The sequence below is a fragment of the Fusobacteria bacterium ZRK30 genome (assembly GCA_024628785.1).
In the GTDB taxonomy this organism is placed as follows: domain Bacteria; phylum Fusobacteriota; class Fusobacteriia; order Fusobacteriales; family Fusobacteriaceae; genus Psychrilyobacter.
On the sequence record CP102405.1, the window covers coordinates 691,774 to 709,031 of the forward strand.

17 protein-coding genes are annotated in these 17,258 nt (G+C 34.4%); 12 read left to right on the forward strand and 5 right to left on the reverse strand.

Going from position 1 to position 17,258, the window contains the following annotated elements:
* The first annotated feature begins 92 nt into the window (after positions 1-92).
* From rfaE1 to NRK67_08495, 10 genes are all read left to right on the forward strand, one after another.
* On the forward strand, positions 93-1,082 hold the full coding sequence (gene rfaE1, locus NRK67_08450; protein ID UUV19443.1) for a D-glycero-beta-D-manno-heptose-7-phosphate kinase: 990 nt from the start codon (positions 93-95) through the stop codon (positions 1,080-1,082).
* Between the two features lie 9 nt (positions 1,083-1,091).
* Complete coding sequence (gene ispF / locus NRK67_08455; protein ID UUV19444.1) at positions 1,092-1,574, forward strand: 2-C-methyl-D-erythritol 2,4-cyclodiphosphate synthase; 483 nt, start codon at positions 1,092-1,094, stop codon at positions 1,572-1,574.
* A gap of 257 nt (positions 1,575-1,831) precedes the next feature.
* Positions 1,832-2,932: a DNA-protecting protein DprA gene (locus tag NRK67_08460; GenBank protein ID UUV19445.1), complete on the forward strand. Its 1,101-nt coding sequence runs from the start codon at positions 1,832-1,834 to the stop codon at positions 2,930-2,932.
* Positions 2,933-3,120: 188 nt separating this feature from the next.
* The gene (gene rsxC / locus NRK67_08465; protein ID UUV19446.1) at positions 3,121-4,437 is read left to right on the forward strand and encodes an electron transport complex subunit RsxC; all 1,317 of its coding nucleotides are present in this window, start codon (positions 3,121-3,123) and stop codon (positions 4,435-4,437) included.
* A 142-nt stretch (positions 4,438-4,579) separates the two neighbouring features.
* Positions 4,580-5,509: an RnfABCDGE type electron transport complex subunit D gene (locus tag NRK67_08470; protein ID UUV19447.1), complete on the forward strand. Its 930-nt coding sequence runs from the start codon at positions 4,580-4,582 to the stop codon at positions 5,507-5,509.
* Positions 5,509-6,039, forward strand: coding sequence for an RnfABCDGE type electron transport complex subunit G (locus NRK67_08475; GenBank protein UUV19448.1), 531 nt, complete (start codon positions 5,509-5,511; stop codon positions 6,037-6,039). The genes NRK67_08470 and NRK67_08475 overlap by 1 nt, the downstream gene beginning before the upstream one ends.
* Entirely contained in the window at positions 6,039-6,644 is a 606-nt protein-coding gene (locus tag NRK67_08480; GenBank protein ID UUV19449.1) for an electron transport complex subunit E, read from the forward strand. Before NRK67_08475 ends, NRK67_08480 begins: the two co-directional genes overlap by 1 nt.
* A 3-nt stretch (positions 6,645-6,647) precedes the next feature.
* A complete protein-coding gene (gene rsxA / locus NRK67_08485) occupies positions 6,648-7,232 on the forward strand; it encodes an electron transport complex subunit RsxA (GenBank protein ID UUV19450.1) in 585 nt (194 codons plus the stop codon).
* Positions 7,233-7,272: 40 nt separating this feature from the next.
* Complete coding sequence (locus NRK67_08490; GenBank protein ID UUV19451.1) at positions 7,273-8,298, forward strand: RnfABCDGE type electron transport complex subunit B; 1,026 nt, start codon at positions 7,273-7,275, stop codon at positions 8,296-8,298.
* 182 nt (positions 8,299-8,480) lie between these two features.
* Positions 8,481-9,344: a DMT family transporter gene (locus NRK67_08495; protein UUV19452.1), complete on the forward strand. Its 864-nt coding sequence runs from the start codon at positions 8,481-8,483 to the stop codon at positions 9,342-9,344.
* Between the two features lie 341 nt (positions 9,345-9,685).
* Here the strand turns inward: NRK67_08495 and recQ are convergent, their stop codons facing one another.
* Positions 9,686-11,809, reverse strand: coding sequence for a DNA helicase RecQ (gene recQ, locus NRK67_08500; GenBank protein ID UUV19909.1), 2,124 nt, complete (start codon positions 11,807-11,809; stop codon positions 9,686-9,688).
* Between the two features lie 53 nt (positions 11,810-11,862).
* A complete protein-coding gene (locus NRK67_08505) occupies positions 11,863-12,408 on the reverse strand; it encodes an NUDIX domain-containing protein (protein ID UUV19453.1) in 546 nt (181 codons plus the stop codon).
* A 264-nt stretch (positions 12,409-12,672) separates the two neighbouring features.
* Here NRK67_08505 and NRK67_08510 point away from each other — a divergent pair, with 264 nt between their 5' ends.
* Positions 12,673-13,707, forward strand: coding sequence for an ABC transporter substrate-binding protein (locus NRK67_08510; protein UUV19454.1), 1,035 nt, complete (start codon positions 12,673-12,675; stop codon positions 13,705-13,707).
* Between the two features lie 170 nt (positions 13,708-13,877).
* Here the strand turns inward: NRK67_08510 and NRK67_08515 are convergent, their stop codons facing one another.
* The 3 genes from NRK67_08515 to NRK67_08525 all read right to left on the reverse strand — a co-directional run bounded on the left by NRK67_08515 (position 13,878) and on the right by NRK67_08525 (position 16,353).
* Entirely contained in the window at positions 13,878-14,438 is a 561-nt protein-coding gene (locus NRK67_08515) for an NUDIX domain-containing protein (GenBank protein ID UUV19455.1), read from the reverse strand.
* A 118-nt stretch (positions 14,439-14,556) separates the two neighbouring features.
* Positions 14,557-15,978, reverse strand: coding sequence for a [FeFe] hydrogenase H-cluster radical SAM maturase HydG (hydG, locus tag NRK67_08520; protein ID UUV19456.1), 1,422 nt, complete (start codon positions 15,976-15,978; stop codon positions 14,557-14,559).
* Between the two features lie 132 nt (positions 15,979-16,110).
* Positions 16,111-16,353 (reverse strand): iron-only hydrogenase system regulator, encoded by a 243-nt coding sequence (locus NRK67_08525; GenBank protein ID UUV19457.1) that lies wholly within the window; start codon positions 16,351-16,353, stop codon positions 16,111-16,113.
* Between the two features lie 284 nt (positions 16,354-16,637).
* On the opposite strand from NRK67_08525, the gene NRK67_08530 reads away from it, so the two are divergent.
* Complete coding sequence (locus NRK67_08530) at positions 16,638-17,216, forward strand: flavodoxin family protein (GenBank protein ID UUV19910.1); 579 nt, start codon at positions 16,638-16,640, stop codon at positions 17,214-17,216.
* The last annotated feature ends 42 nt before the right edge of the window (positions 17,217-17,258 follow it).

The following is a 17,258-nucleotide window of genomic DNA, read 5'->3' on the forward strand; positions in this document are numbered from 1 at the left end:
GGCAGTTGTTTGTCACGGTTTTTAAAATTGAAAAAATGTAGATGTGATGTTATACTAATAATACATAAAAAATGTGATTAATGGGAGGAAAGATGGTTGGTAAAACTAGATTAATAAGTATTTTAGATAAATTTAAAGATATGACAATCGCAGTAATAGGGGATATGATGTTAGATGACTATATTATAGGAGAGGTTACAAGGATCTCACCGGAAGCGCCGGTACCTGTAGTGAATGTAAAGGAGGAAAGGTTTGTTTTAGGCGGTGGAGCCAATGTCCTAAATAACTTGTCTGCCCTTTCTTGTAACTGTCATTCCTTTGGGGTAATAGGAGATGACGGGAACGGAACCAGGTTGTTGAATGAATTAAAAAAGGAAGAGATTAATACAGTAGGGATAGTGATAGCAGAAGACAGGCCTACCATAGTAAAGAGAAGAATAATTGCTCAGCATCAGCAGTTATTAAGATTGGACTGGGAAGATAAAAAAAACATAACTCCATATCATGAGGAACTTATCATTGAAAATTTGAAACCTCACTTAGATAAGTTAGATGCTATAATTTTATCGGACTATGATAAGGGTGTGCTTACTCCTGCTTTAGCTAAAAGAGTTATTGAAATAGCACGTGAAAATAATATAATAGTAACAGTAGATCCAAAGCCAAGTAATGCTGTAAACTATGTGGGAGCCACATCTATGACTCCTAATAGAAAGGAAGCTATGGAGTGTATGGGATTATCTAAGATAGAAAATGCAGAAAAACTAGGTGTGGAGTTAAAAGCTAAATTAAACTTAGACAACCTACTTCTAACTAGAAGTGAGGAAGGAATGAGTATATTTTTAGAGGATGAAATTATAAATATTCCTACCTTTGCCAAGGAAGTGTATGATGTAACTGGAGCAGGTGATACTGTTATTTCTGTATTTACACTGGCAGCAGCAGCAGGAGCATCATGGCATGAGGCTGCAAAAATAGCCAATGTAGCGGCAGGAGTTGTAGTTGGAAGGATGGGGACATCTACTGTGACCAAAGAAGAGATAGTAGAGTTTTATGATAAAATTTACCATGAGTGGAAGTAGGATGATGTTATGTATAGGATAGGAAATGGATATGATGTTCATAGATTGGTAGAGGGAAGAAAATTGATCCTGGGCGGTATAGAGATACCATTTGAAAAAGGATTACTGGGGCACTCAGATGCAGATGTATTGATCCATGCTATCATGGATGGATTGTTAGGAGCTCTGGCTTTAGGAGATATAGGACAGCATTTTCCAGATACAGATGAGGCCTATAAGGGGATATCCAGTATAAAATTATTAAACCATGTAAAAAAACTTATAGATGAGAAAGGTTTTGAGATAGTGAATATTGATTCTCAAATAGTGATGCAGCAGCCGAAATTAAAACCTTATATTGTTGAGATGAGGAAAAATCTGGCTGAAGAATTAGAATTGGAATTAAACAGAGTAAGCGTAAAGGCTACAACTGAGGAAAAATTAGGATTTACCGGGGAAGAAATAGGGGTAAAATCCTATGCAGTGGTCCTGTTGAGAGAGAAAAATAAATAGGTTCAAAAGGTTTTTGGAGTGAATCCAAAAACCTTTTTTTTTAAATTTATAAAAAAATCCCAGGTGAAAAACTCTCTAAAAGCTTATTGTTGACGATATTTTAGTATAAATATAAAAAAGAAGGTTGTTTTTTAATGATTTTTAAGTTATATACAATACTGATTAAATATTATATTTTATTTTTAATAAAAATTTTATCAAGAGTTGTTAAAAAAATCACGACTATACGTATGAAGGAGTTTGTAGGAGGTACTTTTGTGGTTTATCAGAAGGGAGACTTAATGCTGTTTTCGTTGATATATGCAGATGTTTCAAGGGGAGGCTATCCAGCTCCTAAACTAAGTCATGACATCCTCTATAAGTTATTTTTTTATTCTGCAGATAGGAAACAAAATATATTTAGAAAGGATAGGAACTCTCTGAAAAAAATAATCTTAGAATCAGTGCATATATTAAAACTGGAAAACCCCAGAATAAAGGCTGAAAAAAGAGTAGAAAATGCACTCTTATATTTTTTATCAGAAGAAGGGATGTTAAACTTGAAAAGATTAAAATCCAGGGTAGATGAGGAGTTTGAAATCTGTGAAAAAGAGGGGATAGAGTATATAGGATATTCTTCTAAAAATTATCCTAAAAATTTAAAGGAGTTGAAAGATCCCCCCTTTATGATATTTTACAGAGGTTATTTTCCCAATGAGAGTGAGCTGGAAAAATCCTTAGCAATAATCGGCAGTCGAAAACCAGAGAAAAAATATGGACGGGAAGTGGCTAGGAGGATGGGGATCTTGCTGGCTCAAAATAATTGGTGGAATATCAGCGGATTAGCCCTTGGATGTGATGAGTGTGGTCATCTGGGAAGCCTTGAGGGAGAGGGGCAGACAGGAGCAATATTAGGTCAGGGTCTGGCAACTCCCATATATCCTAAAGAAAATAGGGTATTAGCAGAAAGAATATTGGAAAAACATGGGTTTTTGATGTCGGAGCTCCCACCGACAACTTCTAACTTATCTATATTTTTTATCTTGAGGAACCGCCTTCAGTCTGGGATGACTCGGGGGATCTTTGTGGTGCAGACAGGAAAATCCGGGGGAACACTTCATACCATCAAGTATTCTCTGGAGCAGGAAAGGAAAACAATTCTTTGGGATCCTGGTTATATAGAGGAGCTAGAGGGGGTGAATGAAGTTTTAGGGAATAAAATACTGATTGAGGACAGAAAAGATAAGTTGGGAGTTTCCATAGGAGGAGATTTGAGAAAAAACATATTGAAGATAAAACAGGCCAAAGAGATCTATGAAATATTGGATAAAAAAAGTTCAAAAAAACATATAATATTTCATAATAAAACCTTATTTTAGGACGAAAAAACGTGTATAGCTACAGTTAACATATTTATGGGGTAAAAACGTTATTTTGGATTTCAAAGGAGAAAAGTAATTAATTCACAACACTAATTGTTGTATTAGTGAACGAATTGTGGTAAAATTAAGGGCAAAATTCGAAAAAAATAATTAAATATAAATTAACAAAAAGGAGTGTTTTGTAGATGAAACTGTTTACGTTCAAAGGCGGGGTACACCCTTCTGAAAACAAGGTACAGACTGAAAATGAAGCTATTCAAACTTTTGACGCACCAAAGATGGTACATGTAGCATTATTGCAGCATATTGGTGCACCACTAAATGCCTTGGTTAAACCTGGGGATAGAGTATTGAAAGGTCAAAAAATTGCCGATAGTGAAGCTTTTATGTCAGCACCGGTTCATTCATCAGTGAGTGGAGTAGTTAAGAAAATTGAATTTTTACCATTCCCACTAAGTGGAAAGGTAAATACTATCATTATTGAAAATGATGGAGAAGAAGAATTAGCAGAATTAACAACGATAAAAGATTGGAAATCAGCACCTAAAGAAGACCTACTTGCAATGATTAGAGAAAAAGGAATAGTTGGAGTAGGAGGAGCATGTTTCCCAACTCATATAAAACTTAATCCGCCAAAAGATGTGACTATCGACACTTTAGTGATGAATGGAGCAGAATGTGAGCCGTATCTAAATGCAGATAACAGACTTATGTTAGAAGATCCTAAATCAATTATTGAGGGAATAAAGATCATCATGCATATCTTAGGAGTAAAAAATGCTAAGATTGGTATTGAAAACAATAAGCCAGAAGCTATAGCTTCTATGATAAAAGCTAGTGAAGGGGATAATGGTATAGAAGTCTGTCCTCTGAAAACTCAATACCCGCAAGGTGGAGAGAAGCAGCTTATCAAAGCTATCTTAGATAGAGAGGTTCCAAGTGGGAAATTACCTTCTGCTGTAGGAGTAGTAGTACAAAATACTGCAACGGCAGCTTTAGTATATGAAGGGATTGTCAAAGGAATGCCCCTTATTGAAAAAGTAGTAACTATTTCAGGAAAAGCAATCAAAAAGCCTATGAACTTAAAAGTTAGAATAGGAACTATGTTTAGAGATATGTTAGATTATGCAGGTGTAGAGAGAGAAGATGTAGACAAACTTGTTATGGGTGGACCTATGATGGGAATGGCTCAACATTCTGAAGATGTACCGGTAGTTAAAGGAACATCTGGTTTACTAGCTCTTACAACGGCAGAGACAAACCCTTGTAAAGCTAAAAACTGTATTCTTTGCGGGAAATGTATAGGAGCCTGTCCAATGGGATTAGAGCCTCTTATGTATGCTAAATTAGCTAAATTTAATCAATGGGAAGAGATGGGGAAATATAAATTAATGGATTGTATCTCATGTGGATCTTGTTCATATATTTGTCCGGCAAACAGACCGTTGACGGAAGCTATCAATATTGGAAAAGCTAAGTTAAGAGCTATGCCAAGAAAATAATTCTTCCTTGTTTATGGGATTTCATAATTATTTAAATCAAATGATAAAAATTTGAATTGAAATGTGAACTCGATTTATGAATAAAAAAAATCGAGATATAAAGTATGAAGAATAACTTTAATTGAAATTAGGAGGCAAAAAAGTGGCGAAATTGTTAAAGATGGGTCCTTCACCACATGTAAGAACTAGTGAAACAGTAGAAAAAGTAATGTACGACGTAATAATAGCTTTATTACCAGCATTACTTATGGCAGTTTATGTATTTGGAATACAGGCACTGACTACTACCTTGATCGCAGTTGGAACATGTATGGCAACTGAAGGAATTATGCAAAAAATAATGGGTAAGGATATAGATATAAAAGATGGAAGTGCAATTATAACAGGTATATTATTTGCATTTGTTGTTCCGGTAACTATGGCATATTGGATAGTTATAGTTGGATCTGTAATTTCTATCCTATTAGGGAAGATGTTATTTGGTGGATTAGGACATAATATATTCAATCCTGCATTGGTTGGTAGAGCGTTTGTTCAGGCGTCTTGGCCGGTAGCTATAACGACATTTGTATTAGATGGCCAGGCAGGACCAACTATGCTAGATGCTATGAAAAGAGGATTAGATGGGACTTTAGTTGCAGCAGGAAATCCATATGTGAACGCCCTATTAGGTAAAATGGGTGGAACGATTGGAGAAACTTCAGCAATAGCACTTCTATTAGGAGGAGCTTACTTAATCTATAAAGGTCAGGTAAACTGGAAAGTACCAGCTATTATAATAGGAACTGTAGGAATCGGAGCATTTTTATTCGGGGGAGATCCGATAATGCATATGTTATCTGGAGGATTATTCTTAGGAGCGTTCTTCATGGCAACAGATATGGTAACTTCTCCATATACTGAAAAAGGTCAAATGATATTTGCCTTTGGAATAGGTGCATTGGTAACTTTAATCAGATTTAAAGGTGGATATCCTGAAGGTATGGCATACTCTATCTTAATCATGAATGGAGTTGTACCACTTATAAATAAATACACTAAACCGAAGATGTTTGGAGGTGTAGCAAAATAATGAATAGATTAGTACATTATGGTGCTGTATTATTGGTAATAGCAGCAGTTGCAGCTGGATTATTATCTAGTGTAAATACAATAACTGCACCACAAATAGAAAAGATAAACAAAGAGATAGTAAATAAAGCTAGAAAAGAAGTGATGCCATTGGCATCAGAATTTAAAGAATCAGAAGAAATAATAGCTGGAGAGGAAACATTTATTCCAGGTTATGACGCTACAGGAAACTTAGTAGGGTATGCAAGTACTGTAAAAACTAATGGATATTCTGGCGTAATAACTTTCGTATTGGGATTAGATATAAAGGGAACTATCACTGGGCTAAAGGTTACAGGGCAGTCAGAAACTCCTGGATTAGGAACAAATGTAGAAAATGCTGATTGGCAGGCTCTTTGGGTTGGCAGAGATGAATCTTATGAATTTGATAAAAGTATAGACGGTTTTGCAGGAGCTACAATATCTCCTATGGCTGTATTTACTGGAGTAAAAAAATCAACTAAAGCATTTGAAGCAGAGGTGAAAAACTAATGGCTAAGAATAACTATATAAAGCTTTTAACAGATCCATTAATTAAGGGAAATCCGGTATTTGTATTGTTGCTTGGATTATGTCCTACACTAGGTGTAACTAACTCAGCTATAAATGGTATGGCAATGGGACTTGCGACACTGGTAGTTTTATCATGTTCAAATGTAATCATATCAGCTATAAAAAACTTGATACCGGCAAAGGTTAGAATACCAGCTTATATCATTGTAATAGCTACTTTAGTAACTATCGTACAGATGGTAATGCAAGGTTACCTTCCAGATCTATATGCAGTATTAGGGTTATTCTTACCTCTAATAGTTGTTAACTGTATAATCTTAGGAAGAGCTGAGAGTTTTGCTTCTAAAAATGGAATATTTCCTTCATTATTAGATGGTATTGGAAATGGATTAGGATTCACTCTGGCACTTACAGTATTAGGTGCTATCAGAGAAATTTTAGGAAACGGAAGTTTCTTCGGATTACAATTGACTCCTCCAACCTTCCAACCGGCGTTAATATTCATATTAGCACCTGGAGCATTTATAACAATTGGTTTTATCATAGCGACACAAAATTTTATTAAGATGAAAAAGGAGGGATAATCGATGGATTTAGGAAATTTATTTGGAATCATATTTGGTTCTATATTTATAAATAACTTTGTATTTGCTAAATTTTTGGGAATATGTCCTTTCATGGGTGTTTCTAAAAAGGTAGAATCTTCAATAGGGATGGGTATGGCTGTTACTTTCGTAATGACGTTAGCATCAGCAGTAACTTGGGTAGTGCAAAACTATCTATTAGTTCCTTTTGGATTAGAATATTTACAGACAATAGCATTTATATTAATAATAGCTTCATTGGTACAATTTGTTGAGATGGCAGTACAAAAGACTTCACCTAACCTTTACAAGGCTTTAGGAGTATTTTTACCACTTATCACAACTAACTGTGCAGTACTAGGGGTAGCAATTTTAAATATTCAAGAGAAGTATAACTTTATTGAAACTGTTGTAAATGGTATGGCAGCAGCAATAGGATTTACTATGGCACTTATCTTACTTGCAGGAATAAGAGAAAGATTAGAGTATGCAGATGTACCAAAACCATTTCAAGGTGTAGCAATAGCCTTTGTCACAGCTGGATTATTAGCGATGGCATTTATGGGATTCTCTGGGATGAAAATATAATTTAAATAATTAATCTATGACATAGATTTGGAGGTTAGAAATGATATACGCTATATTAGTATTAGGAGGAATAGGTCTTACTATGGGACTATTCTTAGCCTTTGCTTCAAAGAAATTTGAGGTAGAGATAGATCCTAATGTTGAAAAGATAATGGATATATTACCTGGTGCCAATTGTGGAGCTTGTGGATTCCCTGGATGTGGAGGGTATGCAGAAGCAGTAGCATTAGAAGGTGCTGACCCTGCATTATGTGCTCCTGGTGGTGCACAGGTTGTAAATGATATAGCAGCTATTATGGGTGGAGAAGGTGCTGACCCGAATGCTGTAAAGCAGGTGGCTAGAGTAAAATGTCAAGGAGATAACTCTAAGACAACTAAGATATATGATCTAAACACTGAGATGAAAACGTGTGCTACATCTACCCTTTATTTTGGTGGAGATAAGTCGTGCTGGCATGGTTGTTTAGGATATGGAGACTGTGTAAAAGTATGTCCGGCTGATGCAATAGAGATTAACGCAAGAGGAATTGCAGTTATAAATGAGGAAAAATGTATCTCATGTACTAAGTGTGTAAAGGAATGTCCTAAAAATATCATAGAGATGATGCCTGAAAATCAAAAAGTAACGGTATTATGTAACTCTAAAGATAAGGGTGCCCAAGCTAGAAAATCTTGTACTGTAGCATGTATCGCATGTGGAATGTGTGTGAAGGCATGTCCGGTACAGGTAAAAGATGCCGATGGTAATATAACTAAGGCAATCTCAATAACTAACAACTTAGCTAAGATCGATAAAGATCTTTGTATCAACTGCGGGCTTTGCTCGATGAAGTGTCCGACAAATGCAATAATAAATGAGATTAAAGAGGTTAAGAAAGCCGAAGTAATCGAAGAAAAATGTATTGGTTGTACAGCTTGTGCAAGAGTATGTCCGGTTGACTGTATTGAAGGAGCAGTTAAAGAAAAGCATAAAGTTGACCAGGAAAAATGTATTGGTTGCGGGCTTTGTTTCGATAAGTGTAAATTCTCTGCAATTAAGATGAATGTAACTGAAATAAGAAAATAGACCTATAGTAATAACCTTAAATGGGGATAGATAAAAAAGCAGAATCATAGATCTATGGTTCTGCTTTTTTAGTATCTATTTCTTATACATATCTATATCAAATAATAAACAAATTTTACTTCTATTCCTAGTTAAAAGGTGATACTATTAATGAATGCAAAAAGATTAGAGGGGGGTTATAGATGAAAAAGGATCTTATTATATTACACATTGCGGTTTTACTTTTCGGGTTATCAGGACTTTTTGGTAAACTCATAGAGGCGCCTTCTCAGGTGATTGTCAGTGGCCGGGTTATATTTGCTACAATGTTTCTTTATATTGTTCTTAAGTTTAAAAATGAAAAGGTAGAGATGAGTTCTCCAACTTCAAAAAAAATTATAATTTTGCAGGGGTCACTCTTATTTCTCCATTGGTTTTCATTTTTTCAGGCGATTAAGTTATCCAGTGTAGCTCTAGGGTTATTGTCTTTTTCGAGTTTTCCTATCTTTACAACCTTTATGGAACCTTTATTTTTTAAGGAAAAATTAGAGCGTGGAAAAGTCATTACAGCTATAATAACTTTTATTGGAATTTCCATGGTAATACCGCTAAATGGGATAGATGTTAAGATGTTAAGCGGGATAGGTATGGGTATATTTTCTGGATTTTCATTTGCAGTACTAGCTATAATGAATAGAAAATTTTCAAGTTCAGTATCGGGGATTAAACTTACATTCTATCAATGTCTGGGAGCATCATTTTGGTCAATCCCTGTTTTATTGTTATGGAATAAAGTTCCATCGGGAAAAGACATATTTTTCATGCTGATATTAGGAGTAGTTTTTACAGGGGTAGCTCATACTCTCTTTGTTATGTCGCTAAAGAGAATTAGTGCAAGTACGGTGAGTGTTACCACATGTTTAGAGCCTGTATATGCTATTATATTTGCAGCCTTTATATTGGGAGAAATACCTACTCTAAAGATAGTATTAGGAAGTAGTATAATCATATTGGCAGCATTTTTATCGACTAAAAGAACAGTTTTAAAAGATAAACCTGCTGTATAATTAAGTATAAAAAAAAACTAGAGAACCATCTATAGATGATCCTCTAGTTTTTTTTTATACTTAATTATTTTTCTTTATATGTTTCAAAAAATTCTTTTTTTGCTATTCTATAAACTTCAGAACAATCTAGTGGTGAAACTAAAAAGTCTCCCTTTTTAACAATCATTTTTTCGCCCCACGGAGCTGTGAAATAAAATACCTCTCCTACTTGAAGGTTCTTTAGGAGGTCTTTATCAACTTCTACACCTTTGATTTTACCGACAGCTTTATAGATCTTCCATCCGTTTTTTTCCTCCTAAATCAATTAGATAATAGATATTTCACATAAAATTATAAAATGTTTATAACTCTTTCAGCACTACCTTGATCTCATAATATTCTATATCATTTGGTAGCTCATCTTTGATAGGTCGGAGCATAGTCCCGCCAACTTTTTCAATGGCAGCCAATATCAACTTCTTTTTTTGGCTGTCTACGATCCTTGAGAGGTCAACTTCTAATCCTTCATCCATACACTTAAACAGATGGCTGAGGATGGTATCGAACTTACTTTTCCTTTCAGCTGCAATCTTATCTACATTTTTACCATCTAAAAATAATTGGTAGGAGATCCTGTGTGTGCTGTCTTTGGTGCTGGCTTTTTTAGGTTTAGCCTCTTTTTTTACAGTTTCTCTTACTTCTATTGGGCTGGTATCACCCTTTATCTCTTTTATTACCTCTAAAAATTTTATTCCGTATTTTTCATATTTTTTCTCTCCTACACCATTTATATCCAATAGACCTTCGTAGTCAGTAGGGAGATATTTGGCCATCTCCTGGAGGGTTTTGTCAGAAAATATAGTATATGGCGGTTTCCCTTCAGTCCTTGCAATATCAGCTCGAAGTTTACGAAGGAGATCAAAGCTTCCCTCCCATTCATAGGTAGTTTTTCTCTGAATTTTAGTCACTTTTCTAGTGAATTTTTCCTTGCTCTTTATGAATTCAAAGGCTTTTTTAGTCAATCTCAAAGTAGGGAACTCTGTTTTAGTAACATCTAAATACTCATCGCCTACCAGAAGGTCAACCAAAGCTCTGATGTCTTTCTGGGAATAATCTGATAGCAGTCCATAGGTAGAAGCTTTATCTAGATTCCAACTAAGAATACTCTTATTTTTAGAGCCTCCCAGGACTCCTACAATCATATTTATCCCGAACCTCTGCTCAGTACGGTAGACACAAGAAAGTATTTTTTGAACCTCAACTGTGATATCTTCTACCTCACCGTCATCTAAACAGTTACTACAATTATTGCAGTTTTCTATCCTGTCGTCTCCGAAATATTCCAAAATATATGATCTGACACATTTAGAAGTATGGCAGTAGTTCACCATAGAACTCAATTTTTCACGTTTGATATTCATAATCTCTTCAGAGGATTCAAACTGATTATTATTTATGAAAAAAGTCTGAGTCTGGATATCTTTAGGATTAAATATCAATATACAGTGAGAATCCAACCCGTCTCTTCCAGCTCTTCCGGCTTCCTGATAGTAACTTTCCAGATCCTTTGGCAGGTTACTATGGATAACAAAACGAACATTGGATTTATCGATTCCCATTCCAAAGGCGTTGGTTGCTACCATGAGAGTTAATCTGTCATTTATGAAATCATCCTGGTTTTGTTGTCTTTCATTATCAGATAATCCGGCATGATATCTTCCTACCTTGTATCCACGTTCAGATAGTTCAGAGTAGATGGAGTCAACTTCCTTTCTTGTAGAGGCATAGATAATCCCCCCTTCATCGCTGTGTTCCTTGAGATATTTCTTGATATAGGATAAGCTGTTAACCCCTTTTATAGTTGTAAATTTCAGATTTTTCCTATCGAATCCATTTATGAACACATTGGGATTAAACCTCATATTTTTTATAATATCTTCCCTGACTTTAGGAGTTGCAGTAGCAGTAAATGCTGTAACTATAGGATTACCAGGGAGCTGTTTTATAAAATTAGGAACATTGAGGTATGATCTTCTAAAATCATGTCCCCATTGGGAGATACAATGTGCCTCATCTATGGCTATCTGGGAGATCTTCTCCATTCTGATCCTGTCTATGAACTCTGAATTTTCAAATCGTTCCGGGGTAACATAGATGATCTTGTGGTCTCCATTTGAGATCTCCATGTAGATGGTATGCATCTCTTTAGGAGTAAGGGTACTATTGATATAGACAGAAGAAACTCCTAATGTATTTAGTGCATCTACCTGGTCCTGCATAAGGGAGATCAGAGGAGATACCACAAGGGTTATCCCTTCAAATATAAGAGCAGGAATTTGGTAACAGATAGATTTACCTCCTCCAGTCGGCATAATTCCCAAGGTATCCTGTCCCTCCAGGATGTTTTTAATGATGGGTTCCTGTCCCTCTTTAAAGGTGGTGTACCCAAAATATTTTTTTAAAATTTCATAAGCTTTATCCACTATTATCTCTCCTTTTCTCTGTGTGCTCAGTGTTCCAAATTATATTATCGTTATGATTAATTGGATCCAGAGTTATACTGTTTTTCTACTAATTCTTTTGCCACTAATTCCAGCATAAATAACTCTCTATCTATATAAAGACCAATATTTTCAGGCTGATTTTTGATAACTTCCTTATTGTGGGCAATAGCCTCATAGATATTTACCCATCTGGCATCCATGCCATTGTTTATCTCATAATCCTCTAAATTAGTTTCTCCTAATTCCTTGTGGATATCACAGATGAAAAAATGCGAGATCATATTGATATAGTCATAGTCTTTTTTATAGATAGGTTTTATCTCGTCATAGACACCATATTCATCTAATATCTCTATATTTTTAGCTCCTGTCTCCTCATTGATCTCTCTTTTTACACCTTCTACTAGATCTTCACCTTCATCGACTCCTCCTCCGGGGAAGCTGTAGTCATCATACCTTTTTGTATAGAGGAGTAAGATATTTTCACCATCTAATATAATTCCCCTGGCAGCAATTCTTTTATACGTTTTTTTATCTTCTAAATTTATATTTTCTGAAATAAATTTTCTGAGTATTCTCATTTTTTACCTCCAATAATAGTTTTTTATAATATATATATTATATCATACTAATAGAATAATTCTATTAATCACATTTCCTAGAATTGCTTAAATTTTTATCCCTCTTTTTTTCTACCGTCATTAAAGAAGGTTACAGATTAAATAAATTTTAATTAAAAACAAAAGCGTACCCATACACTTCGCATTTTTTTTATTGAACAAACAATATAATACAAGTATCATATTAATTGGAGTTATTATAAAATATTATTAGGGAGAAATTATATGAAAAGATTAACGAAAATTTTAAATTTAGTATTGGCACTATCACTTCTATTGGTTGTAGCTTGTGGAAAAAATGATGATAAAAATGATGAAATACCTGCTCAAAGCAATGAAGTCACGGTATATTCACCACTTTTTCCTGATGCTATCAATAGTGTTGTTGATGGTTTTACAAACAAAACAGGAATCAAGGTTAACCTGGTTGTAGCAGGTACTGGAGAATTACTTAAAAGAGTCCAAGCTGAAAGTGAGAATCCTTTAGGGGATGTTATTTTTGGAGGAGGAGCTGAATCTCTGAATTCATACAAAGAATATTTCGCACCATATAAAAGTGTAAACCATAATAATATAGATCCTTTATTTAGGGACCCTGAAGATAAGTGGTTTGGTTTTGCTGTACTGCCTATGGTTATGATCTATAATACTGATCTTGTAACTAAGGAAGAAGCTCCTACTTCTTGGAATGATTTAATCGACCCTAAGTGGAGTGGAAAAATAGCTATGGCTTCTCCTGTTAAATCCGGATCATCTTATACTATCACTGCTACTCTATTGACTGCCTTTGGAAAAGATTCTGAAGCTGGTTTTGATTTTGTTAAAAAATTCGTAACTAATCTTGATGGTAAGATTTTAGGAGGTTCATCTGCTGTACCTAAAGGTGTAGTAGATAAGGAATACTCTATCGGATTAACTTTAGAGAGTTCAGCTGTTAAATATAAAAATGCCGGTGGACACATCGAAATAGTATATCCATCTGAAGGTACTTCTGTTGTTGCTGATGGTGCTGCTTTAATTAAAGGTGCTATCAACGAAGAGAATGCTAAATTATTCTTAGACTATGTGGGGAGTAAAGAGGTTCAGGAAATTTTAGCTACAAAGTTTAATATCAGAGGAGTTAGAACTGATGTTGCTCTTCCAGAGGGATTAGGACCGATTTCAGATATCAAACTACTTGATTATGATTTTGACTGGGCATCTAGTAGTAAAAAAGATATAGTTAAAAGATGGAAAAATATAGTTTCAGGAAAGGAGTAAGATATAATAATTATAGGTAAATTATCAAAAATATCTCTTTAGGTCTGTTGCAAATATTAAAACTTTATAATCATATATAATTTTGAAGATTCAAAAAGGGTGACTTACAAGTAGATTTTCTACTTGAGTCGCCCTTTTTTTTAGTATTTTTATTTTCTAGGTCGAAAAGACTAATAAAAGTCGATCATATAGTTTCTAAAATTGATATCGGTATTTTTCTCTAGTTCCTCGGCTACAAGTTCTAATATAAATAACTCCCTTTCCAGGTATCTGCTCATATATATTGGTTTTTCTTTCTGGACTTTCTTATTGTGTGCTACGGCATCATGGATATTTATCCATAGAGCTTTAATTCCCATCTCCTCCTCATAATCTTCTAATTGAGGTTTTCCTAGATTAGAATCAACACTACATATAAAAAAATAAGAGGTCATATAGATATAATCAATCTCTTTTCTCTTTAAAGGCGGAATAATTTCATTATAGATTCCATAATTAGAAATTATCTTAATATTGTTGGCACCAGTTTCCTCTTGTATCTCCCGGATTAAACCTTCCCTGGGAGTTTCATCTTTTTCTAAACCTCCACCGGGGAAGCTGTAATCATCGTGTTTTTTTATATATAAAAGTAAAATTTTATCGTCCTTTAAAATAATTCCACGAGAAGATGGCCTTTTATAGACTCTTTTATCTTTAAGAATTGTACAGTCAATATCCTTTAATAGTTTCATAGAATCCCCCTAAAAATCTTATTGCCTATTATAATAGATGTATCTATTTTTGATTGTACCATAAAAACTAAAAAACCCAACCTGTTTAAAGGTTGGGTTTAAAAATTATATATACTTATTAGTAATATAGATCTCTCTTACTATTTTTTATCTCCTCTAATTTTACCTTTAGAGAAGCTTTAGTTTCTTCAGTTAATCTAGATGTATCGACGCTGGAATCGATTAGATTATACCCTACTTTTTTAGTCTCTTCACTGGCATAATCTTCAAGATATTCAGCTAAAGTCAGGATAGCATTAGGAGTACAGAAATTATGGATAAATCCAGGTTTTGAAAATTCCATAAAGTGTTCCCCGGTACGGCCAAGTCTATAACAGGCTGTACAGAATGAAGGAGTAAATCCATTTTTCATAAGTTCTCTTAAGATATCATCGAGATCTCTGGAATCACCAATCTTAAACTGTTCCTTATCTAAGTCCTGCTGACATTTATTTTTCTTATTAGAATATCCCTGTAACTCTATCTGAGTACCGGCATCGATTTGAGATACTCCAAGTTCCATACATTCACGTCTTAATTCAGCATTTTCACGGGCTGTAAGGATAAGTCCTGTATAAGGAACTGCCAGTCTAAGGATAGCTATAATTCTCTTTAATTCCATATCATTGATCAGGTATTTATCATCATGGTTGACTCCGGAAGCTTCATTTAACCTGGGAAATGATATTGTATGGGGTCCTACACCAAAATTATCTTCTAAATGTTCCACATGCTGCATCAATCCTAAAACTTCGAATTTCCACTTATAGATACCAAATAATGCTCCAATACCTACATCGTCTATACCTGCTTTCATAGCACGGGACAGACCAAATAATCTCCACTTAAAGTTAGATTTTTCTCCCTTTGGATGAACCATTGCATAAGACGGCTCATGGTATGTTTCTTGGAATATTTGATATGTTCCAATCTCTGATTCCTTTATAATTTTAAAATCCTCAATAGTCTGAGGAGCTGCATTTATATTGACACGTCTGATCTCTCCATTACCTTTTTTTACAGAATAAGTTTTATTTACAGTATCTCTGATATATTCAGGAGAATAGTCAGGATGAGTACCATATACCTGGATAATTCTCTTGTGTCCTTCATCTACAAGAGCTTCTATCTCTTGTCCCAATTCATCCAGGGATAATGTTTTTCTGGTCATTTGCTGGTTATGAACATTGAACCCACAGTATGTACAAGAGTTAGTACATTTATTTCCTAGATATAGGGGAGCAAATAACACTACTCTATTTCCATAAACATCCTCTTTGATATGTTTTGCCAGTGCAAACATCTCATCGATCTTATCCTGATCTTCGGTATTTAAAAGAACAGTTGTTTCTTCCAAACTAAGTCTTTCACCTTTTTTAGCCTTTTCCATAACCCTATAAAAATCTTCATCTGTAGGATTAGTTAATAATAGAGATTCGATTAAATCAGAATTAATAAAACTTTCCTCTTTAACCTCCTCTTTCCATGCTAAGTTATTCATCTTATACCTCCAAAATTTAATAATTTGAAGATTGATATGAAAATCATATAATCTAAAAGAAAAAATGATCTTCAATCATCTCCCTTTTACTTAGAAATTTAATAAATCTCCTTGTAATTAGGATAAATTAGGTTATTTCTTGGTAGCAGTCTTTACAGACACACCTTTAAGATTACCCATTTTACCTGATAGTGACCCTATTTTATCATTATCTGTTTCTAAAATCAACACAATAACAGAAATGCCTGCTTCTCTGTAGGGGATTCCCATTCTAGAGATTATAATGTCTGAAAAGTCCATTAATATACTATTTATACTGGCTATACTATCTCTGTTTTCAACAAATATCGACATAGTGGCTATTCTTTTGTTCATAATTCACTCCTTTATGGCTTACAGCCAAATTGATAATTATTTAAATTATATCATATATTTTAATGATTTTTAGAGGGAAATGGTGGGCAAAAAAATAAAAGTTGCCGAAATAAAATTTTCATATAGAAAGTTTACGAGAAATAAGGGGGAATTATATAAAGTTGACTTCCAGAAAAAGTAGAGGTATTCTAGATATGATAGAGATTATCTCAACTCATGACAGATTCTCTCTAAAAAATTTAATTTCAGAATCAAAAAAAGATGATGAAGAACTGGGGGGAATCATGAGGATATGTATTTTGTTTGGAAGTTTAAGAAGCAGCAGTAACACCAGATTGTTACTAGAACCTTTTGTAGATGAATTAAAGCAGCTTGGAGCAGAGATTGACTATATAACACTTAAAGATAAACATATAGAGCCTTGTACAGCATGCTGGACGTGTCAAAATATTTTTGAAGAGCCTGGCTGTCCAAAGGATGATGATATGAATATAATATATGAAGCTGTTTTAAATTCCGATTGTATTATATTTGCAACACCTATCTATTCATGGTATTGCACGCCGCCTATGAAGGCAGTTATGGACAGACTGGTTTATGGTATGAATAAATACTATGGGGATTCTAAAGGTCCCTGCCTTTGGGAAGGGAAAAAGTGTGCATTGGTTACCACATGCGGCTATGAAATCCAAGAGGGAGCCGGAGTCTTTGAGGAGGGGCTGAAGAGATATTCAAAACACTCAAATTTAGAATATATAGGAAAATTAGCTGTTCGGGATATTGATGGGAAGAAATATTTTCAAAATAAATTTACAGTAAAAGCTGCAAAAGAGTTTGCCGAAAAGGTATTTAAATCACTTTGATTAACAGATATGGATAAAATATCCTAAGTTTTATATATCGTT

What these genes read in the sequence shown, in the direction of transcription:
- rfaE1 (UUV19443.1), top strand. Translation starts at nt 93, where the DNA reads ATGGTTGGTAAAACTAGATTAATAAGTATTTTAGATAAATTTAAAGAT.
- ispF (UUV19444.1), top strand. Translation starts at nt 1,092, where the DNA reads ATGTATAGGATAGGAAATGGATATGATGTTCATAGATTGGTAGAGGGA.
- rsxC (UUV19446.1), top strand. Translation starts at nt 3,121, where the DNA reads ATGAAACTGTTTACGTTCAAAGGCGGGGTACACCCTTCTGAAAACAAG.
- NRK67_08475 (UUV19448.1), top strand. Translation starts at nt 5,509, where the DNA reads ATGAATAGATTAGTACATTATGGTGCTGTATTATTGGTAATAGCAGCA.
- NRK67_08480 (UUV19449.1), top strand. Translation starts at nt 6,039, where the DNA reads ATGGCTAAGAATAACTATATAAAGCTTTTAACAGATCCATTAATTAAG.
- rsxA (UUV19450.1), top strand. Translation starts at nt 6,648, where the DNA reads ATGGATTTAGGAAATTTATTTGGAATCATATTTGGTTCTATATTTATA.
- NRK67_08490 (UUV19451.1), top strand. Translation starts at nt 7,273, where the DNA reads ATGATATACGCTATATTAGTATTAGGAGGAATAGGTCTTACTATGGGA.
- NRK67_08495 (UUV19452.1), top strand. Translation starts at nt 8,481, where the DNA reads ATGAAAAAGGATCTTATTATATTACACATTGCGGTTTTACTTTTCGGG.
- NRK67_08505 (UUV19453.1), bottom strand. Translation starts at nt 12,408, where the DNA reads ATGAGAATACTCAGAAAATTTATTTCAGAAAATATAAATTTAGAAGAT.
- NRK67_08510 (UUV19454.1), top strand. Translation starts at nt 12,673, where the DNA reads ATGAAAAGATTAACGAAAATTTTAAATTTAGTATTGGCACTATCACTT.
- NRK67_08515 (UUV19455.1), bottom strand. Translation starts at nt 14,438, where the DNA reads ATGAAACTATTAAAGGATATTGACTGTACAATTCTTAAAGATAAAAGA.
- hydG (UUV19456.1), bottom strand. Translation starts at nt 15,978, where the DNA reads ATGAATAACTTAGCATGGAAAGAGGAGGTTAAAGAGGAAAGTTTTATT.
- NRK67_08525 (UUV19457.1), bottom strand. Translation starts at nt 16,353, where the DNA reads ATGAACAAAAGAATAGCCACTATGTCGATATTTGTTGAAAACAGAGAT.
- NRK67_08530 (UUV19910.1), top strand. Translation starts at nt 16,638, where the DNA reads ATGAGGATATGTATTTTGTTTGGAAGTTTAAGAAGCAGCAGTAACACC.